General features: G+C 58.8%; 21 protein-coding genes and 1 pseudogene. 4 read left to right on the top strand and 18 right to left on the bottom strand.

All coding sequences use genetic code 11. The annotated features are described in order from the left end of the window. Position 1: 1 nt before the first annotated feature. From NE547_RS11465 to NE547_RS11395, 15 genes are all read right to left on the bottom strand, one after another. The gene (locus tag NE547_RS11465; protein WP_148337772.1) at positions 2–229 is read right to left on the bottom strand and encodes a hypothetical protein; all 228 of its coding nucleotides are present in this window, start codon (positions 227–229) and stop codon (positions 2–4) included. Between the two features lie 13 nt (positions 230–242). Then, the gene (locus tag NE547_RS11460; protein ID WP_148337774.1) at positions 243–539 is read right to left on the bottom strand and encodes a hypothetical protein; all 297 of its coding nucleotides are present in this window, start codon (positions 537–539) and stop codon (positions 243–245) included. A gap of 233 nt (positions 540–772) precedes the next feature. Then, positions 773–1,360 carry a Holliday junction resolvase RecU gene (locus tag NE547_RS11455; protein ID WP_148337779.1) on the bottom strand — a complete coding sequence of 196 codons (588 nt, stop codon included), beginning with the start codon at positions 1,358–1,360 and terminating at the stop codon, positions 773–775. A gap of 350 nt (positions 1,361–1,710) precedes the next feature. Then, on the bottom strand, positions 1,711–2,616 hold the full coding sequence (locus NE547_RS11450; protein WP_195325130.1) for a radical SAM protein: 906 nt from the start codon (positions 2,614–2,616) through the stop codon (positions 1,711–1,713). Positions 2,617–2,665: 49 nt separating this feature from the next. Beyond that, positions 2,666–2,920: a hypothetical protein gene (locus tag NE547_RS11445; protein ID WP_256175996.1), complete on the bottom strand. Its 255-nt coding sequence runs from the start codon at positions 2,918–2,920 to the stop codon at positions 2,666–2,668. A 141-nt stretch (positions 2,921–3,061) separates the two neighbouring features. Beyond that, complete coding sequence (locus NE547_RS11440; RefSeq protein WP_148337833.1) at positions 3,062–3,883, bottom strand: hypothetical protein; 822 nt, start codon at positions 3,881–3,883, stop codon at positions 3,062–3,064. 437 nt (positions 3,884–4,320) lie between these two features. Further along, positions 4,321–5,049 (bottom strand): hypothetical protein, encoded by a 729-nt coding sequence (locus NE547_RS11435; RefSeq protein ID WP_256175995.1) that lies wholly within the window; start codon positions 5,047–5,049, stop codon positions 4,321–4,323. Continuing rightward, positions 5,033–5,356, bottom strand: coding sequence for a hypothetical protein (locus tag NE547_RS11430; protein WP_148337787.1), 324 nt, complete (start codon positions 5,354–5,356; stop codon positions 5,033–5,035). Before NE547_RS11430 ends, NE547_RS11435 begins: the two co-directional genes overlap by 17 nt. After that, the gene (locus tag NE547_RS11425; RefSeq protein ID WP_148337789.1) at positions 5,353–5,562 is read right to left on the bottom strand and encodes a hypothetical protein; all 210 of its coding nucleotides are present in this window, start codon (positions 5,560–5,562) and stop codon (positions 5,353–5,355) included. The genes NE547_RS11430 and NE547_RS11425 overlap by 4 nt, the downstream gene beginning before the upstream one ends. A gap of 162 nt (positions 5,563–5,724) precedes the next feature. Next, complete coding sequence (locus NE547_RS11420; RefSeq protein ID WP_148337791.1) at positions 5,725–6,000, bottom strand: transposase; 276 nt, start codon at positions 5,998–6,000, stop codon at positions 5,725–5,727. Continuing rightward, a complete protein-coding gene (locus NE547_RS11415) occupies positions 5,997–6,176 on the bottom strand; it encodes a hypothetical protein (RefSeq protein ID WP_148337793.1) in 180 nt (59 codons plus the stop codon). The genes NE547_RS11420 and NE547_RS11415 overlap by 4 nt, the downstream gene beginning before the upstream one ends. A 4-nt stretch (positions 6,177–6,180) precedes the next feature. Further along, positions 6,181–6,570 (bottom strand): hypothetical protein, encoded by a 390-nt coding sequence (locus NE547_RS11410; RefSeq protein ID WP_148337795.1) that lies wholly within the window; start codon positions 6,568–6,570, stop codon positions 6,181–6,183. Continuing rightward, the gene (locus NE547_RS11405) at positions 6,567–7,016 is read right to left on the bottom strand and encodes an XF1762 family protein (RefSeq protein WP_148337797.1); all 450 of its coding nucleotides are present in this window, start codon (positions 7,014–7,016) and stop codon (positions 6,567–6,569) included. The genes NE547_RS11410 and NE547_RS11405 overlap by 4 nt, the downstream gene beginning before the upstream one ends. Beyond that, the gene (locus NE547_RS11400; protein WP_148337799.1) at positions 7,016–7,243 is read right to left on the bottom strand and encodes a hypothetical protein; all 228 of its coding nucleotides are present in this window, start codon (positions 7,241–7,243) and stop codon (positions 7,016–7,018) included. Before NE547_RS11400 ends, NE547_RS11405 begins: the two co-directional genes overlap by 1 nt. Beyond that, positions 7,233–7,508, bottom strand: coding sequence for a helix-turn-helix domain-containing protein (locus NE547_RS11395; RefSeq protein WP_256175994.1), 276 nt, complete (start codon positions 7,506–7,508; stop codon positions 7,233–7,235). Before NE547_RS11395 ends, NE547_RS11400 begins: the two co-directional genes overlap by 11 nt. A 213-nt stretch (positions 7,509–7,721) precedes the next feature. Here NE547_RS11395 and NE547_RS11390 point away from each other — a divergent pair, with 213 nt between their 5' ends. Both NE547_RS11390 and NE547_RS11385 read left to right on the top strand, forming a co-directional pair. Further along, a complete protein-coding gene (locus tag NE547_RS11390) occupies positions 7,722–8,108 on the top strand; it encodes a BlaI/MecI/CopY family transcriptional regulator (RefSeq protein WP_256175993.1) in 387 nt (128 codons plus the stop codon). After that, positions 8,105–11,077, top strand: coding sequence for a M56 family metallopeptidase (locus NE547_RS11385; protein ID WP_256175992.1), 2,973 nt, complete (start codon positions 8,105–8,107; stop codon positions 11,075–11,077). Before NE547_RS11390 ends, NE547_RS11385 begins: the two co-directional genes overlap by 4 nt. Positions 11,078–11,446: 369 nt before the next feature. Here the strand turns inward: NE547_RS11385 and NE547_RS18645 are convergent. From NE547_RS18645 to NE547_RS11370, 3 genes and pseudogenes are all read right to left on the bottom strand, one after another. Then, a pseudogene (locus NE547_RS18645) lies at positions 11,447–11,674 on the bottom strand (DUF6061 family protein); the annotation flags it as partial. 221 nt (positions 11,675–11,895) lie between these two features. After that, the gene (locus NE547_RS11375) at positions 11,896–12,324 is read right to left on the bottom strand and encodes a hypothetical protein (RefSeq protein WP_186909038.1); all 429 of its coding nucleotides are present in this window, start codon (positions 12,322–12,324) and stop codon (positions 11,896–11,898) included. A 42-nt stretch (positions 12,325–12,366) separates the two neighbouring features. Further along, complete coding sequence (locus NE547_RS11370; RefSeq protein WP_186909037.1) at positions 12,367–12,960, bottom strand: TetR/AcrR family transcriptional regulator; 594 nt, start codon at positions 12,958–12,960, stop codon at positions 12,367–12,369. 100 nt (positions 12,961–13,060) lie between these two features. On the opposite strand from NE547_RS11370, the gene NE547_RS11365 reads away from it, so the two are divergent. Together NE547_RS11365 and NE547_RS11360 are read left to right on the top strand one after the other, a co-directional pair. Beyond that, positions 13,061–14,479 carry an MATE family efflux transporter gene (locus NE547_RS11365; protein ID WP_186909036.1) on the top strand — a complete coding sequence of 473 codons (1,419 nt, stop codon included), beginning with the start codon at positions 13,061–13,063 and terminating at the stop codon, positions 14,477–14,479. 68 nt (positions 14,480–14,547) lie between these two features. Beyond that, positions 14,548–16,143: an ASKHA domain-containing protein gene (locus NE547_RS11360; protein WP_256175991.1), complete on the top strand. Its 1,596-nt coding sequence runs from the start codon at positions 14,548–14,550 to the stop codon at positions 16,141–16,143. Positions 16,144–16,348 lie beyond the last annotated feature (205 nt).

Below are 16,348 nucleotides of genomic sequence, written 5' to 3'. Positions count from 1 at the left end.
GTCATTTCCTCCGTTCCAGTCTGTCGGCTATGTTCAAAATTCCTGCCATTGCTTCACGAATATTCGTGTCGGTGTTTGCCGTGATGGAAAGCACCTGTGCAATATCCCGTAATTCCTCCGCCGCTTCGACGATCTCCGCCGCCGCTCCGGATTCTTTCATGCAGTCCGGGCAAAGTGTCAATCCCTCCGCCGTCGGCGCGCCGCACTTTTCGCACTTTCGGTTTTTCACCGCCTGCACCCCCTTACACGGGGTAGCCGAAAACAAAGAATGTCCCGGTCAATATCGCACCCAGCAAGAACGCCAGCCACGCGATCATAAGCACCGCAAGGACGTTTTCGGCCCATCCCGCTACACGCAAGGCCCATCTTGCCGCCGCCAGCGGCCCACGGCGGCGCTGTGCGGCCCGCTTCGCTTCCGGGTTATCCCGGTTCAGGTCGTATGTATTCGCCTTTTCAGCCGCCGCCAGTTTCGGCGTGAAGTGCTTCCGCACCGTGAAGATCACCCAAAAGGCAAGGACGATCACGCTTCCCGCTGTCATTGTACTTCCTCCCGTTCTCTGGCCCATGTGCATTCCGCGCACTCTTCCAATTCTCCCGTTTCCAGCGGGCAAGGCTCCATTTCGGCCCACTCTGGCTTTCCACAATCGTATTTCATCGGTCGTTCTCCTTTTCTCCGGTATGCCCGCGCAAGGCAAGCATTTTTTCACGAACCAGCTTGTCAACGACGCGGCCCGGCGTTTTCTGCCCGCTCATGGTCATAAGCCGTTCGAGGTTATAGGCGGTCTGCGGTGTTACCCGAACCGTTAATTTCTGTCTGTGCTGTTTCTTCATTGCTCCCGCTCCTTTCGTGCGCGTAGTCGAGGAATAGAACCGCTCCGTTGAATCGGACCCGCCACGGTTCGAGGTCCGCCGCGGTGACGTATTTTCTGCCGAATCGCTCTTTCATGTCCCGCCAGACTTCCCACGGAACAAAGAAAAAGTCATTTCCGATTCCGGCGCACACAGCGGAGATTGCGCCGTGCTGGTGGTGATGTTCCAGCGCGTCCCGCTGTTCCTGCGTCAGAACGTCCCATTTCAGGCGGTCCGTGGTGGTGTACTTTGCTTCAAAGACGATTGACCGTCCGCCCGCAAGCGTCCCCTGAAAGTCCGGCTGTGCGCGGGCCGTGAACCGCCCCTTGAAAATCCCGTCGCGGCTCTTCTCCAACACGCGGAACGGTTCAGGCGTTTTGTCAGCCGTCGCCCGCCCGCGGGACGCATACAACGCGCACGCGGCTTTTATGGCCTGCTCGAAAAAATGCCCCTGCGCGTTGTTGACCTTGTTTTGGTAGCGCATGGCCGCGCGCTGGTGATCTATCTGCATCGTTTATCCCTCCGTTTTCTCCCGCTCCCGTTCGTCATGGTCTGGACAGGGGAACGGCTCTGTCCGGTAGCACTCTTCGCAACATTCGTCGCACACGGCTTCCCCGCGGCGGCGGTAGTATTCGCAAGGGTGGACCCGCTCGACGGGCTTTCCGCATATCGCGCAATTCACGGCTCCACCTCGCTTTCCAGCGCGGCCCGCCGGGTGTGGTGGTTCATTCCCCCATGTGTACGGCTCCCCGCCGCAATTATCGCGGAACAGGCACTTTCGGCAAGCGTCGTCCGCCGTCCTGCTTTCGCAGTATTCTTTGATAACGGCAACCGCGGCGTTCAATGCTCGCGCCTGTTCTGTCAGGTTGTCCCGCTCCATTCGTGCAACCTCCGTTCCTTATGCCGGGCCAAGTATTCGGACCAGCTTTCTTTCAGGTATGACCGCCCGTAAATGAACCGCTGGGCGAACTCTTTTTGACGCGCGTTTGGAATTATCCCTTTTCGCTCGTTCCGCTCCGGCTGGGCGTATATGCTGATACCCTTTAGGCGTTTTAGCCGCTCCACCCGGTAGGCCGCGTTTTCCACGTCCTCCGTGACAAGCAGGTAAATAAACAGGTTATACGGCTTCTTCCCGTGGTTCCCCAGCAGTTCCGCCGCCCGCTCGATCGCTTCAATCTGCGGTATCTGGTCGCACGAAAACCGAATGAATCGAATCCACGTCAGCCGCGCCAGTATGCCCGCTATGCGGTCATTGACCAACCGTGCGTCCATGCCTTGATTTAGGTCTATCGCGTACCCGCTCCCGATCATGCTTTCAAGCTGGGAAACCCCGTATTCGGAAGCAAGTATATTGTTATCCATCAGGACAAGTTTGTTCGTGTCCGGTCGCACAACCTGTTTCCATTCTCTGTACGGCTTGATTCCGCCCTCTTTTTCCGGGACTACGCACCACGGGCAATGATTCGGGCAACCGCGGGTCAAATACCCTATCGCGTAGTCGCATTCCGGGTAAATGCTGTAATCAGGAAAGGCCGCGTCGATCTCCGGCGGCAACTTCTGGTTTAGCGGTATGTCGTCATATCCTGTCCCGCCGCGTATTGTGTCCGGCGGCAAGTACAGGTTTTCCGGCGTGAAGTCAAAGACTTTGCTTGAATACACCCGGTCATAATGGCACATAGGGGACCACCATTCTACGGAATCCCCGCGGGCTTTGTGGTATGCCGAAATCTTCATCAAAACATAGTTCGGAAAGGTCTTGTGTCTCATGTATTCTTGTTCCGCGTCGTGAAGTCCTATCCGCATAGCGCACCCCGCGTCATATCTCCACAATTCCGCCGATGTTATCCACGTCGGCCCGCGTGACGCTCCGGCGCTTCAAGATTCCGGCTATCACTTCCCCGTAACGCTCCCAGCGTGCGGACACAAGGGCGAAATACCGCAATTCCGGGTTTGCCCGCGCCTGAATCTGTAAGCATTGCATAACGCGGTCGTCAATCTCCGTTTTCAGGGGATAGACGGCAATCTTTCCAGTTTCCTTGTCTACTTCCCGGCAAACTACCATCAGGCTCATTCTCTTCAATGGCTTTTCCGGCTCCGCCGCCGGGCGCTGGTCCCGCTCCTTATGCGTGCAATCGCAAGGTTCGCCCGCGTCCAAATGCGCCCCGCAATTCGGGCATTCCCGGTAAGGCGTTCCCATGTTGACCACTCCTTTCTATTCCTTCTTGCGCAATTTCAGGTAAATTGACCAGCCCGTGAAGTCGTTGTATTCATACTGAATCCCGTAATCTTCGTCTGTCGGGGTCCATCCGGGGTATTTCTTTTCCCAAAACTCCCGGCCCGGACGCTCCCGCGCCCATTTTTCGATCTGTCGGTGGTTGTACTTCCCGTCATTTGTCCTGCTGTAAGGTCGTTCGAGGTTGTGCGAGGAAGTCCACCGCTTCTTCCCGCCGCTCTGCTTCACAAGGTAGTTGCAGAGGGCGGCAATCCCGTTTTCGTCCGATTGCAGGCGGTCAGCATTGCAAAACCCGATTCTGTCGCCTTTTTTCTGGCCCTTTCGCTTGCGCTTCCTCCACAACTCTTCCACTACGTCGCGTTCCAGCCCGCCCGACATGATTATGTGGTGATGAATTCTCACGGGCTTTTCGCTGTTCCGCTTTGTTGTGTAGGCGGTGACAAGCATATATTTCAAGGGAGGCAATCCGTCCTTCTGCCTGCGATATTGGACCCGGCGGAGGTAGTTTGTTATCTCCCGTTCCGCTTCCTCTACTGTGTCGGGTAGGTATTTTGCGCTGTATGTAGCCGTCACGTGCAACGCTTCCGGGTCACTCCCGAAATTCAGGTTCGCCGTCTGTATGAAGTAGCGCCGGGCGTTTTTGTCGTTCAGGTTCTTTTGCTTCGGCTCCGATTCCCGGACCTTCTTTGACCGCTTCCCGCGGCCCGATGATAGCTTTTGCGTGTCCGTGTAGGAAAAAATATCGACTTCCCTATACCGATCACCGCAATATATTTTCTTTTCTCGAATAAAGCTACGCACTTTTGCTTCACCCTCTTTCTTTTGGACAGTGAAGCGGGCGTGTTGTGCTTTTCCGGCCTGTGCCGTAGTCGATAGGTGCAAAGGGGGAAGAGGGTTCCTGTCCTGCGCCCCCTCCCTCTTCCCCCTTTGCAATCCCCCTTCACCCTCGGCGGCGCAAAGAGAGAAAGAGGGGATAGAGGGCGGAGCGGGACCGTCCTTTAAGTCTCCCTGTTTTCCTTTACTGCGTGACAAGGCTTCGCCGGAACGTTAATACCCATTACAAGCCCGCCACGCCGCATAAAAACGGCGCTATTTGTTGACTTTTCCGCCGCTTTCTGCTATACTTGCGTTAGGTTGATAGATGATGTATTTTCATCGGCGGAATCCGCTTCGTGTTGCTCTGCAAAGCACCACGGGGCGGTTTTTCTTATGCTGTTTTTTCTGCGGCGGGGGAGGGGTCAGCCCTCCGCCGCCTTGTCCTTTTCTTCCTGCGCGATCTCTTCCGCGTCCTGCTTCGACTGAAAGAGTGCGGCAACCGCCGCGCCCAGCGCGTCGCCCCACAAATAGGGCGGATAATCGTTCAGCGTGGACATGAGCGCATCCACGGCGTCCAGCTTCATTTCTTCACGGCGCGCGGCCTGCTCTTCTTCGTCGTCCTCTCCGGGGATAGATACCAAGATTACAGATTTCGGATAGCAAAGCGGGCGAACGCCCCAGTCGCCGTTGTACGCGTTGTACCCGCTCATCGCGCCGGAGGAATGGACGCTGCGGACGTTGCACGAATGCGACGCGTCACACGTCCACGGGGTCAGGTTCCAGCACCATTCGTCCACGGGCGGGGTGATCTCCCGATACTTGCGGCAAAGCGCGTCGGACCGCAAAGCGATCTTGTCCGTGGCGGTCCCGTAATCGGTCATTCCGTCGTCGGCGGTCAAGTCGCTTTCCCAATCAAGGAACGCGGCCCGGTCTGCGCCCTCCGCAACCAATGCGTCAAGGAACGCCCCGTTCAATTCCCGGCGCAAAGAGGATTTCCGCCAGTCGTTGCAGTTCTCTTCATCGAACGCCCGGAGAAAAACAGGTTCCGCCGCCAGACAAAGCGTTCCCGCGCCGATGTCCTCGAATTTGACCCACTCAACGCCGCCATACATGAAGCGATCGCCCGGTTTCAGTTCAGCAAGTTTTTTCATGGTCCTTTTCCTCCCGAAAAATAGATTTGATTTCCTTGATATAGTCCCGCACCGTTGCGGAAATTGTGTAGTAGAACACGGGGAGGAAGAGGGCGAAAACTTCGCCGCCGATCGCCTTATATCCCCGTTCTGTCAGGGCGTAGGCCGCACCCGCTCGAAACAGCAGGACCCCGGCCACGGTCAGGGCCGCATATTTCGCCACGGTCCAGCCGTTCAGCCGGACGCGCCGCCGGGTGTGCTTCTTGCTCCGCCGCCGCGGGCGGGCTTGTCCCGCTCCAATGGTGATTGTTCTGATTTCCTGCGTCATGGTGTCGCCTCCACAAAATTGATTCGGTCCGCCGCCGCGATTGCAACGGCGCGCCCGTTCCGGTCCAGCAGTTCGCCTTGCACGTGAAGTCCTTTCCCGTCCGGGGTCTTTCGGTAAATCACCGCCGTTATTTTCTGATAGGTAATACCGCCGAACGCAACCGGGCGTTCATCCAGAAAAGCCCGCTTCAATTCATTCACTGTCACGGCGCGCACCGCCTTTCCGGGAAATCTCGTATTCCGCCCCGTAGCGGCGGCGTTTGCACCGCCAACAGGTGATTTTCAGGTTCTTTCCGCCTGCTATGCGGGTTATGTCGTGCTTCCCGGCCTTTTTCAGTTCGAGAAAGCAGGGCAAGCAGAATTGACGCTTCACAGCTTCACCCCCTCTTTGATTTTCAAATAGAATTCCTCCGGGGTCATGTCCGCCGGAACGGTCAAACTGATTGCGTGGAACTGCTTACGGCATTTCGTACATTCCCGCCGCTCGATTGCCCCCACGGTCCAGATATTCACACTTCCGCCGTGGCCGGGGTAAAGTCCGATTTCTCCGCAATGGGGGCAAACAACACGCAAGCCATTTTTCACGATCTCGCCGGATTCTCCGTAAATCACGCCGTTTGTGGCCTCTCGCGCTACGTTCTTCATTCCGGTTCCCTCTCGATCACTTCGCAATCCCCGGCGCAGATTCCCAAATAGTTCCCGCCGTGGTGGATGAAATAGACTGTTTCGCCGTCCCCGGTCGTCGATACTCCTTGCACGTAGAAAACCCGGCCTTTCTCAACAAGCGGAATTTTTGTATCGCGGGTGATTCGGATTTTCACGCCGTCACCCTCTTTCCCAAATCCGCTTGACTTCCTCGCAACAGTAGTCCGCCCCGTTGGTTAGCACCCAGTCTTTCAGGTCGTCCCGCTGGGCGCGCTTGCAATACCGTTCCAGCGCGTTGTAATCGTCTTGCAGGGTGTCCGGGTTCAGGAATTTCAGGGTTTGACCCGTGGCAAACGCCAGTTCAGCCGAAACCACAATGCACCCTGTTCCGTCGTAGGTGTCCGGGTGAATGCGAATGAACAGGTTCCCCAACCTCATTTTGAAGTAACCGGGCATTGCAGTTTCTTCTTTTGTCAGGCCCTTTGCGGTCCCGAATTCCTGCATTGCCACGGCGCGGGCTTTTGTGGCCGTCAGCTTCACGCCGCCGGGGTAACTGTTTTTCTTCGTCATGGCTTTTCCGCCTCCCGCTCGAATCGGATTTTCATTTGTGCCGGGTAAAGGTCAACTTCTGGCCGTCTTTTTCCGGTCCACCGCAAGCCGCCCGCCTGTCCAACACACTTCCAGCCAGCGGCCCGCAGGCTTGCCCCGTTTTCGCTTTCCAGAATGTATGTCACCAGCCGTTTATACCCCATAGCGCGGGCGGTTCTCCATGCGGCGGCATAAAGCATTGAACAGGCGTTCCGGGTCCCGTCTGTGCAAAGCCTGTTGACTTCCAGCGTCCAGCCGTCGTCTAAATGCCGCGCCACCGGACGGCCCACAATGGCAACGCCCACGATCTTTTCGCCGTCGGAAAGCCCGATGGAAAATTTATGCCCCACCGTCGGCCCGTGGTGTCTGTGGTTCTGCTCCACGAACGCGTTTGCTTCCCGTAGGGTTATAGGTACAACTTCAAGCATTAGACCGCCCCCGCCGTCCCAGCTTCAAGCCCCAGCCACCAGCCGGGGCTATTCCGCTTTTCTTCGTAGGGGCAACCGCTCCCGTCGTCGCAACTCACCTTTCCGCACCCGGCGCAATACTGCCGCTGGAATTCTTCGTCCCACGGTCCATCCAGAACGGGCAGGCTCCGCAGGAATGCGGCCAGCGTTTCCGGGGTTCTGGCGATCTCTTCAAAATTAGTTGCCAATCTGCACACCTCCTTGTGAACTCACCGCCGCGGGCTTCCCGCGCCGCTTAAAACTGGCCTGCACCCTCTGTTGTGCAAGAACGGGGTTGTATTCCCGCCGCTGGTTGCGGTCAAGTTCTCCCGTTTCGCCGCGCTTCAATTCGCGGTAGACCGTCGCCGTTGTCACGCCAAGCCCTGCGGCAATGTCGGCCACGCGGTCCCCATTCAGGTATCGGGCGGCGATTTGCTCCCGGTCCCGAAAGTCTATGTATCTGTACTGCCGCACCACATTTCACCCCCGTTTCTCTTGCATTTTACGGTTTTTGTGATACAAAAAAATAAATGCGATAGAACTTGCACCCGTCGTTCGACGTGGTGTTTGTTCTTTCGCATTTAATATTACAAGGCGCGTTCTATAGCCTAATTTCCTCTTGACATTCTTTTATACGTGCGTATAATTTAGATTAAACTTATACAAGCGTATAAAGGGGTTGGTGGTATGGCAGCGGAAATCAAACGCCTGGGAGATGCGGAATTGGAGATCATGCAGGCGGTCTGGGGGGCCGGAGAAGCGGTCAATTCTGCCTACATTCAGGCCGCACTGGCCGGAAAGCGCAATTGGTCCTCGGGGGCGCTGGGCACCGCCCTCAACCGTCTGTGTGAAAAGGGCTTTCTGGCCTGTGAAAAGCGGGGCTGGAATAATTTTTATACCCCGCTGGTCCGTCAGTCCGACTACCGCCAGCGGGAGGGGCGCACCCTCCTGGAAAAGCTCTATGGAAATTCCGTGACGGGCCTTGTCGCCTCCCTAGTGGAGGGACAGGCCGTCAGTGAGCAGGACCTTCGGGAGTTGCGCAAAATGCTGGAACACTGGGGGGGAACGCCATGAGCGACCTGTTGTTTCTCAATCTCCTGCGCACCTCCCTGATCGTGGGGGCTCTGACTCTGATCTTGACCCTTCTGTCCCCTTTCTGGGATCGGCGGTTCTCAGCCAGATGGAAAAAGCGTCTCTGGTATTTGCTCTCCCTGGTGCTGCTGGCGGGTATTTTCTTTTCCATTCCGGGGGGGAGGGCCCCCATTGTGGTCGCGCTCCCGGAGCAAACGATCCAGGTGGTCCACAGGCAGAGCGGGATACCCAGGGTACAGGCGGCCACGCCTGAAACGGTTGCCCCCCATGCGCCCGGCCATCCCGGCGGCGGTGAAGCGCCGCTGATGGATGCGCCCACCTCTCCGGCTCCCGCAGCCCAAACCTCCGTCCCGTTGCTTCACGTGCTCAAGGTCGTTTGGCTGCTGGGCGCGGCGGGTATGCTCACACATCAACTCATAAAAGAGCGGCACTTTCAGCACAGGCTGCGCCGCTGGGCGAAGCCTGTGGAATGTGGGCGGCTTGCGGAGACATACCGTGCGACCTGTGGGGAGCGGGGCTGTGTCAGACCGCCCCGCCTCTTTCTGTATGCGGACGCCGGGGGCCCCATGCTGGCGGGACCATTCCATCCCAGGCTGCTCCTTCCGGATGCTGATTTAACGGAAGACGACGCCCTCTGGATTTTCCGCCACGAGCTGACCCACTGGAGCAATCACGACCTGCTGTGGAAGGTTTTGCTGCTGGCGGCCCATATCCTCCACTGGTTCAACCCGGCCGTCTGGCTGCTGCGGCGCATGGCGGGGCAGGACATGGAGCGCGCCTGTGACGAGCAGGTTCTGGCCCATGCCGCTTTGGAAGATCGGCGGTTCTATGGGATTGTTTTGCTGAACGTACTGCAAAAGTGCCGCGGCTCGGCCCTCTCCACCGGCTTTTCCGGAGGGAAACGGGTGCTGGCGGAGCGGTTGGAGGGTATCATGTCCCCCGGGAAGGGCCGGGGCGCTCTCCCCGCCATTCTCTGTATGCTCGCCGCAGTCTGCGCGGTTACCCTGGTGGCCTGCACCGTGACATCCCCGGCCCGACAGGAACCATCTGCGTCCCATGCCGGTGAATCTACCGTCGCGGCAACCCTCCCCCTCACGGATCTGTCCTCCTATGCCCCTCCCCCCGGCATGGAGCCCGACCTCGTCCCCACGAATGCCATGGGGGAGGTGCTGTTGGAACAGACCTTACCGGATGGGACGGAGATCGTCCTGTACCGGGAGCCGGGCAGTGCGTACACAAAATACTGGGCGCTCCGGCAGGGCGATTCCCTGCTGCGGTTCTGCATGGAGGAGAGCGCATACGGCGGCGGAAGCTGCGCGGTAGAGGCGTATGCAGACCTGTTTGGGCATAGCGGCTTTCGCATCGAGGTTCCCCGGGGGGCGGGCTATCAGGCCTTCGACTATTTCTACCTGGACGAAGAGGGCGTACCCCGCCTTCTGGCCGACTGCGCCAATTTGGTGGTGGAACACGACCTGAACGGAGATGGGGAGAAGGAGCTGCTCTACTTCTACCACGGCACTGGAGAGGCCGTTTACTATTTTGGACGAAACGGAACTATTTACAAGGCCGACGTGACCGGGTTGCTGCGGGAGCGCTTCCCGGATTGGACGATAGAGGGTATGGACCCGGAGCACTGGGATAACGGCTGTCTCCCGCTGATCTATCGCGTAGGGGCGGCTGAGGACACGGGCGAGTACGGCCCGGAGAAAATACTGCTTTCCGCTCTGCTGTGCTTTACCCCGGATGCAATCGAAGTGCTGATCCCGGAGGCTCAGGCACCCCTGGACAATCAGTCGGAGTGGGCCGGGCGCTATTATACCCTTTTGGACGGCGTACCCGTCGCCCGCTATGCCGGGGAGACAGGCTGGACGCCGCTGGGGCCTGCCGTGGCTCCGCCCCGCGAGTGGGAGTACGAGGACTTAGCGGGGCGGGATACGGCCACTACCCTATTCGGGGAACCCGGTATTTCCATGCAGATGGTGGACGCGCAAAACGGATGGCTGGCGGCGACTTACGGCCACGGCGTGGGCGGCGCGGACACCTACGTTTACCGCACCCACGACGGGGGCGGAACTTGGACGGAGACAGGACAACTCCTACAGGCGGCATGGTGGCCCAGCAAAACCGCGTTCTTTGATAACGAGCACGCCATCATCTCCATCGGACGTTTCAACGGTTCTCCCGTCCTGATCACCCATGACGGCGGCGAAACCTGGAACCGGGCCGACCTCCCGTTTTACGGCGACACCTGGGAAGTGTGGGATATCCGGCGTCTGGGAACCCAGATTGTTATGACGGCCACCGTGTTCGGCGATGCATACACTGGTGATGAGACCTTGATCTCCTACGACTGGGGCAAAACCTGGCTGCTGGATCGGGGGGAGTACCAGGTGGGGCTGCGGCAAAACCGCGATGGCATGGAGGCCTATGTGCGGCAGGGCGGCGCGGAAACCGCCGTGGAGCCGATACCGGATTGGGACGCCGATTTTCCCCGCCCTGTAGAGCTGCGCTCCTTTGAGAATATCATGGGCTGGAACGGCTTCCTGCTTTCCAACCACACCATGACGGGTACAACGACACACACCTATTATATCGTGGAGGACCATGATATCGTACAAATCGCCGACAGCTTCGGCTTTCAGCGGGACGACCACTTTGTGGATTTGGATGGGGACGGCGTGCGGGAGCTGATCTGCAACGTGGCCTACAACATCGGCGGCACAGGGGATGTAATGATTTACCGCAGGAGCGGGGATGCCGTGGAGGTGGCCGGTGTGAATCATTTGATTGATCCGCCGCAGAGCCCGATGATGCGCATGCCCAGTAAGCGCTATGACGAGAGCACTGGAGCAATTGTTGCGGACTATCATTACTATGACACGCCGGAAAAAGACTATACCAGGGCGTTCTCTTTGCAGTACGATGCGCTTGCGTTTTCTCCCTATGAATAGAGCGCAAATCCGATACCCGATATTTTCTGTGCTCTCGCTCAGCACCCGACCGCTGGTCAGGTCCCTTTCAAATCCGCCATGATAGATGCAGACAGTTAGATCCACCTGTCCACGCATCTCGCTCAGTGCCGCCGCCCTTTGTTATCCTAAAAAGCAACTATCAACCAGCCACGGCCCTTTGGGGAGGAAAGGGGGAATTTTCTATGACTTGCACAGAAGTCCGCTTGGCTGACTGTATTTTTCATCAGTCTCACTTTCCCGTTGATTATGGTGGACGCTTATCTCGGTCTTGGGCCGGGCAGCCTGCTGATCCGGGGTTCTATGGGGGCCGTTGCATTCCTGCTGATTTACGCTGCTGTCCTGTATTTCCTCAACAACCATATTGAGATAAGTTCCTGATTTGCCGTTCCGTATACGATCAGCATACGCCAACGGGGCATTGTAAATCAGATAATCCCGCTTTGACCGCTGATACATATTGTCATAAACCTCGTTCTCCATGGCGATAGTATCAATCGCAATCATGCTGTCATCAAGAAATTTCAGTTCCACACAGGCGGTGTCCATATCGAGCACACAAGACATCAGGTATTTCACCATATTTACCTTCAAAATCGAAAAATATAGTCAAAACCTCCGGCTAAGTCGGAGGTTTTGACTTCCTAACCCCGTCTGACAGATGCCATAATCGTAATTTTTCGGATTACTTCCTTATGCGCACCCGTGTAATGGTGTGGTCGTTTTTATGGCTCCCCGGCGGATTTGCATGCACAGGCGAAGCAAATCCGCCGGCCGGTTCTCCCGGACAATCGGTCATGCTATAAGAATTTCTTCATTTGCTCGATATTGGCTTCCTCGGTACGAAGCAGCTTGGATGCCAGGTCCCGTACCCGCTCGTCCTTTCCGGGATAATCGTTCAGGTTGCGAAGGCTTTGGGTCATCCCCATCGTGTTGCCCTGGATCATCATTTCCGCAATTTTTGACGCGGATGGGTCTGCCATTAGCTTCATCGCCGACATCGCGGCGGAAGACGCCTTTGCCACGGGGTTGGTTTCCTTTGGCTTTTCGTCCCGTTCCAAGAGCATTTTTCCGGACGCGCCGGCCAGCTTTTCATATTCCACCAGCTGCTGCTCCAGGGCCTGACGAAGCCTGTCGTCCTTGGCATAGTTCAGCACGGACTGGATCCCCTCGCGGCCCATATTGGTAGACTGGTGGATGGACTGAAGCAGTTCAGATTCTGTCAGCATGGGATATCACCTCAAAAGCAGTATCCCACCGGCCGGTCCTGATTATACGCCGCCGCGCCGCTCCACTTCTTCCCGGTATTCCCTTCTTCCCGTTTCCGTCAGCATGGGCCAGATCAGGCTCCAAAAGCAGGGCAGCCGCTCCCCATCCGGCTCCCCCATCGCCGTGCCAAAGAGGCTGACGGTCACCAAAGCCTGAATCAGATGCCGGGTTTGTCCCGGAACGGTATCTTCCATCATCCTTCCATGGGACTTGAAGCCCCGAAACGTCTCGCCGTAAAATTCATATTGATCGCGGATGATGCCCCGCTGCATCTCGTATACCTTCGGCGAGATCTGCGCCAGCTGCGTATAGTGACGGAAATAGTAGGCATTTCCCTTCTGAAAGGCCAGCTTTCGCCGGAAGTGTCCGTCCAGCTCCGCCAGACTGGCGGCCGGGGCCTTCTTTTGATAGCCCTCCAGCTGCCGGAGCGCCACAGCCTCCAGCAGATCCTCTTTCCGTTTGAAATAGTAGGTCAGATTTCCCACGCTGATCCCCAGCGCTCCGGCGATATCCCGCATGGACACTCCGTTGTAGCCCTGCTCGTTAAAGAGTTTCCGGGCCGTCTCCAGGATATCCGTTTTTACGTCTTTTTTCATGCGCTTCCTCATTTCTGATCCGTTCCGGTATTGACAGTTTAGCACTATCGTACTAAACTGTCAATCAGACGACCATCGGTCCGAAAGCGAGGAGAAATGCATGCAGCCGGAACCCCTCCAAACGTCCGCCAATCCCCTTGGCACCGCTCCCATCGGAAAGCTCCTGCCCAAATTCGCCATCCCCTCGGTCATCGCCTTTCTGGTCTCCTCCCTGTATAACATTGTAGATCAGATCTTTATCGGGCAGGGGGTCGGCCTTCTGGGCAATGCCGCCACCAATGTGGCCTTTCCCTTCAACAACATCTCCACTGCGATCGCCCTGCTCATGAGCATTGGTACCGCGGCCAATTTCAATCTGAATCTCGGCGCCGGTCATAAGGACCGCGCCCGCGAGGTGGCGGGCACGGGCCTGGTGGTTCTGGCTTTCCTGGGCGTCTGTCTGGGCGCGGTCGCCTTCCTGTTCCGCCGTCCCCTGCTGCTGGCCTTCGGCGCTACGCCGGATGTGCTTCCCTACGCCCTCACCTATACCCGCATCACCGCCTTCGGCCTGCCGCTGCTCACCTTTACCACCGGATGCAGCAATTTGATCCGCGCCGACGGCAGCCCCACCTATTCCATGCTCTGTACCCTGTCCGGCGCGGTCCTCAACACCATGTTGGACCCTTTGTTCATCTTCGGCTTTGACCTGGGGATCGGCGGCGGCGCGCTGGCCACGGTGCTGGGTCAGGCACTTTCCATGGGGATGGCGCTGGTCTACCTGCTGCGTACCCGTCTGCGTACCGTGGTGCTCACCCGCGGCGACCTGCGGCCCAGGCTCCATTGGCTGGGGGCGATCTTTTCCCTTGGCATGGCCTCCTTTTTCAACCAGTTGGCCATGGTGGCCGTGCAGATCGTAATGAACAATACGCTGACCTACTACGGCGCTCTGTCGCAGTATGGCCAGGACATCCCCCTGGCCTGCGTGGGCGTGGTCACCAAGGTGAATATGCTCATCATGGGCTTTACCATCGGCATCTCCCAGGGCTGCCAGCCCATCTTCAGCTTTAATTACGGCGCACGCAATTATCCCCGGGTCAAAGAGGCCTATCGCAAGGCCGTGACTGCGGCCACCCTTATCTGCAGCATCGCTTTTGTGTGCTTTCAGCTCTTTCCACGGCAGATCATCGGTATTTTCGGCACCGGGTCAAACGCGTATTTTCACTTTGCGGAACGCTATTTCCGTATTTTTCTCTTTATGACCTTCGCCAATGCGTTCCAGCCCATCAGCACCAATTTTTTTACTTCCATCGGCAAGGCCAAGCGCGGTATCTTGATCTCTCTTACCCGCCAGGTCCTCTTTCTCATCCCTCTGGTCCTGATCTTCCCCCTCTTTATGGGGATCGATGGCGTCATGTACGCCGGCCCCATCTCCGACGCCGCCGCAGTGGCGGTGGCCATCACCATGGTGCTGCGTGAAATGCGGCGGATGCCGGAGCAGGGGGCGCCCATACCGGGTACAGGCGGCGTTGACGGATCCTAAGCGCGGCGCTATAATCAAGGAGCAGCCGGACGCCGGCTGCTCTATTTTACCGTTTCAGGAGGCGACTCATGCCTGTTATTACCGTACATGGGCCGGACGGGACCCATACGATCGAAGGCCGGTCCGGCGAAACGCTGCTCAGCGCCCTTCAGCGGGCCGGCCTGCGGGAACCGGAGGCCCCCTGCGGCGGCAACGGGACCTGCGGGAAGTGTCTGGCCGCCGTCTCCGGCGCGGTGACGCCGGCCGATGCGCAGGAGCGCGCGCTGCTCCCGGCCGGCGGCGAGCGCCGTCTGGCCTGCCGTACCCGGCTGACCGGCGATTGTTCCGTGACCCTGGACGCGCTCCGGCAGGCCTGCGTCGTCTGCGAGGGCGCTTCCCGCCCCGTCTCCCTGCAGCCCTGGGTCGCCGTTCCGGAGTGCGGCGGGCTGGGCGCGGCGGCCGATATCGGAACCACCACGGTGGTGGTCACGCTCTACGATCTGACCACCGGTGCGCTGCTGGGAACAGAGGGCGGCATGAACCGCCAGCGGGTCTTCGGCGCCGACGTGATTTCCCGCATCCAGTATGCCAATACCGCTCCAGACGGTCTGGCCCGGATGACCAGCGCCATTCGGGAGCAGGTCTCCCAAGCGGTGTGCGCCCTGTGCGGCCGCGCCGGACGTAGCACTGGGGAGGTACTGGCCGTAACGGCGGTGGGCAACACCATCATGGAGCATCTGTTCGCCGGGCGCTCCCCCGCCTCCATCGCCGCAGCCCCCTTTACGCCGCAGGACCGGTTTGGCGCAGTGTGCTCCCCGGGGGATGGTTTCTTCCCGGCGTTTCCCCAGGCACAGGTCTATCTCGCTCCCGCGGTCGCGGGCTATGTGGGCGGCGACATTACGGCCGGATTGTACGCATCAGGGGCCTGGCTGGCCGAGCGAGCGGTACTGTTTCTGGATATCGGCACCAACGGGGAGATGGCGCTGGGCACAAAGGACGGCTTCACGACCTGCGCCACTGCCGCGGGCCCCGCCTTTGAGGGCGCGGAGATCTCCCGGGGCATGTCCGGGGTGGCGGGAGCCGTGGACCGGGTCTGGCTGGACGGCGGCGCGCCCCGCTTTTCCGTCATTGGCGGCGGCGCGCCCGCGGGGATCTGCGGCTCCGGCCTGGTGGACGCCCTGGCGGTACTGCTGCGGATGGGCGCGGTGGACGGGACCGGCCGGCTGCTGCCCCCGGACGAAGCGCCCGCGGGCCTGGAAGAATGGCTGGAGGAGGATGCACGCGGCGTTACCTTCTGGCTGGACCGGACGCACGATATCGGCGTTACAGAAGCGGATGTGCGCAAGCTCCAGCTGGCCAAGGCCGCCATCGCCGCCGGTATTCGTACTCTGCTGGAGCATACGCAGCAAACCATGCAGGCGGTTTCCGTGCTCTATCTGGCCGGAGGCTTCGGCAGCCGGATCGACAAGGAAAACGCCGGTGCCATCGGCCTTCTGCCTCCGGAGCTGGTGGCACGGACCCGCTGCGTGGGCAACAGCGCCAGCGCAGGCGCGGCGGCCGCGCTTCTGTCCCGGCAGGCCCGGGACGAGCTGACGGCCATCCGGGACAAATGCCGCTACCTGGAACTCTCCACCGAAGCGGCCTTTACCAGGCATTATGTGGACTGCATGCTGTTTGAACCATAAGACTCAGGGCGGGGGAGCAAAGCTCCCCCGCCCTGAGCTTGTAGAAAAAGGCCTCTGGCCTTTTTCTACAGAGGGATGCATGACGGACAGGGCTCGATTCTGGCAGAAAAGTCGCCCTGTCCGTCATGAGAGGTGTCATTTCCGACGCACGTGTCGCCGGAAATGACGGAGCTTCCTTTCCTTCCGTCGTCTGCGGACGACTCAA

Source organism: Flavonifractor sp. DFI.6.63 (genome assembly GCF_024462255.1).
Lineage (GTDB): Bacteria > Bacillota > Clostridia > Oscillospirales > Oscillospiraceae > Lawsonibacter_A > Lawsonibacter_A hominis.
This window is presented reverse-complemented; position numbering and strand designations above follow the sequence as displayed.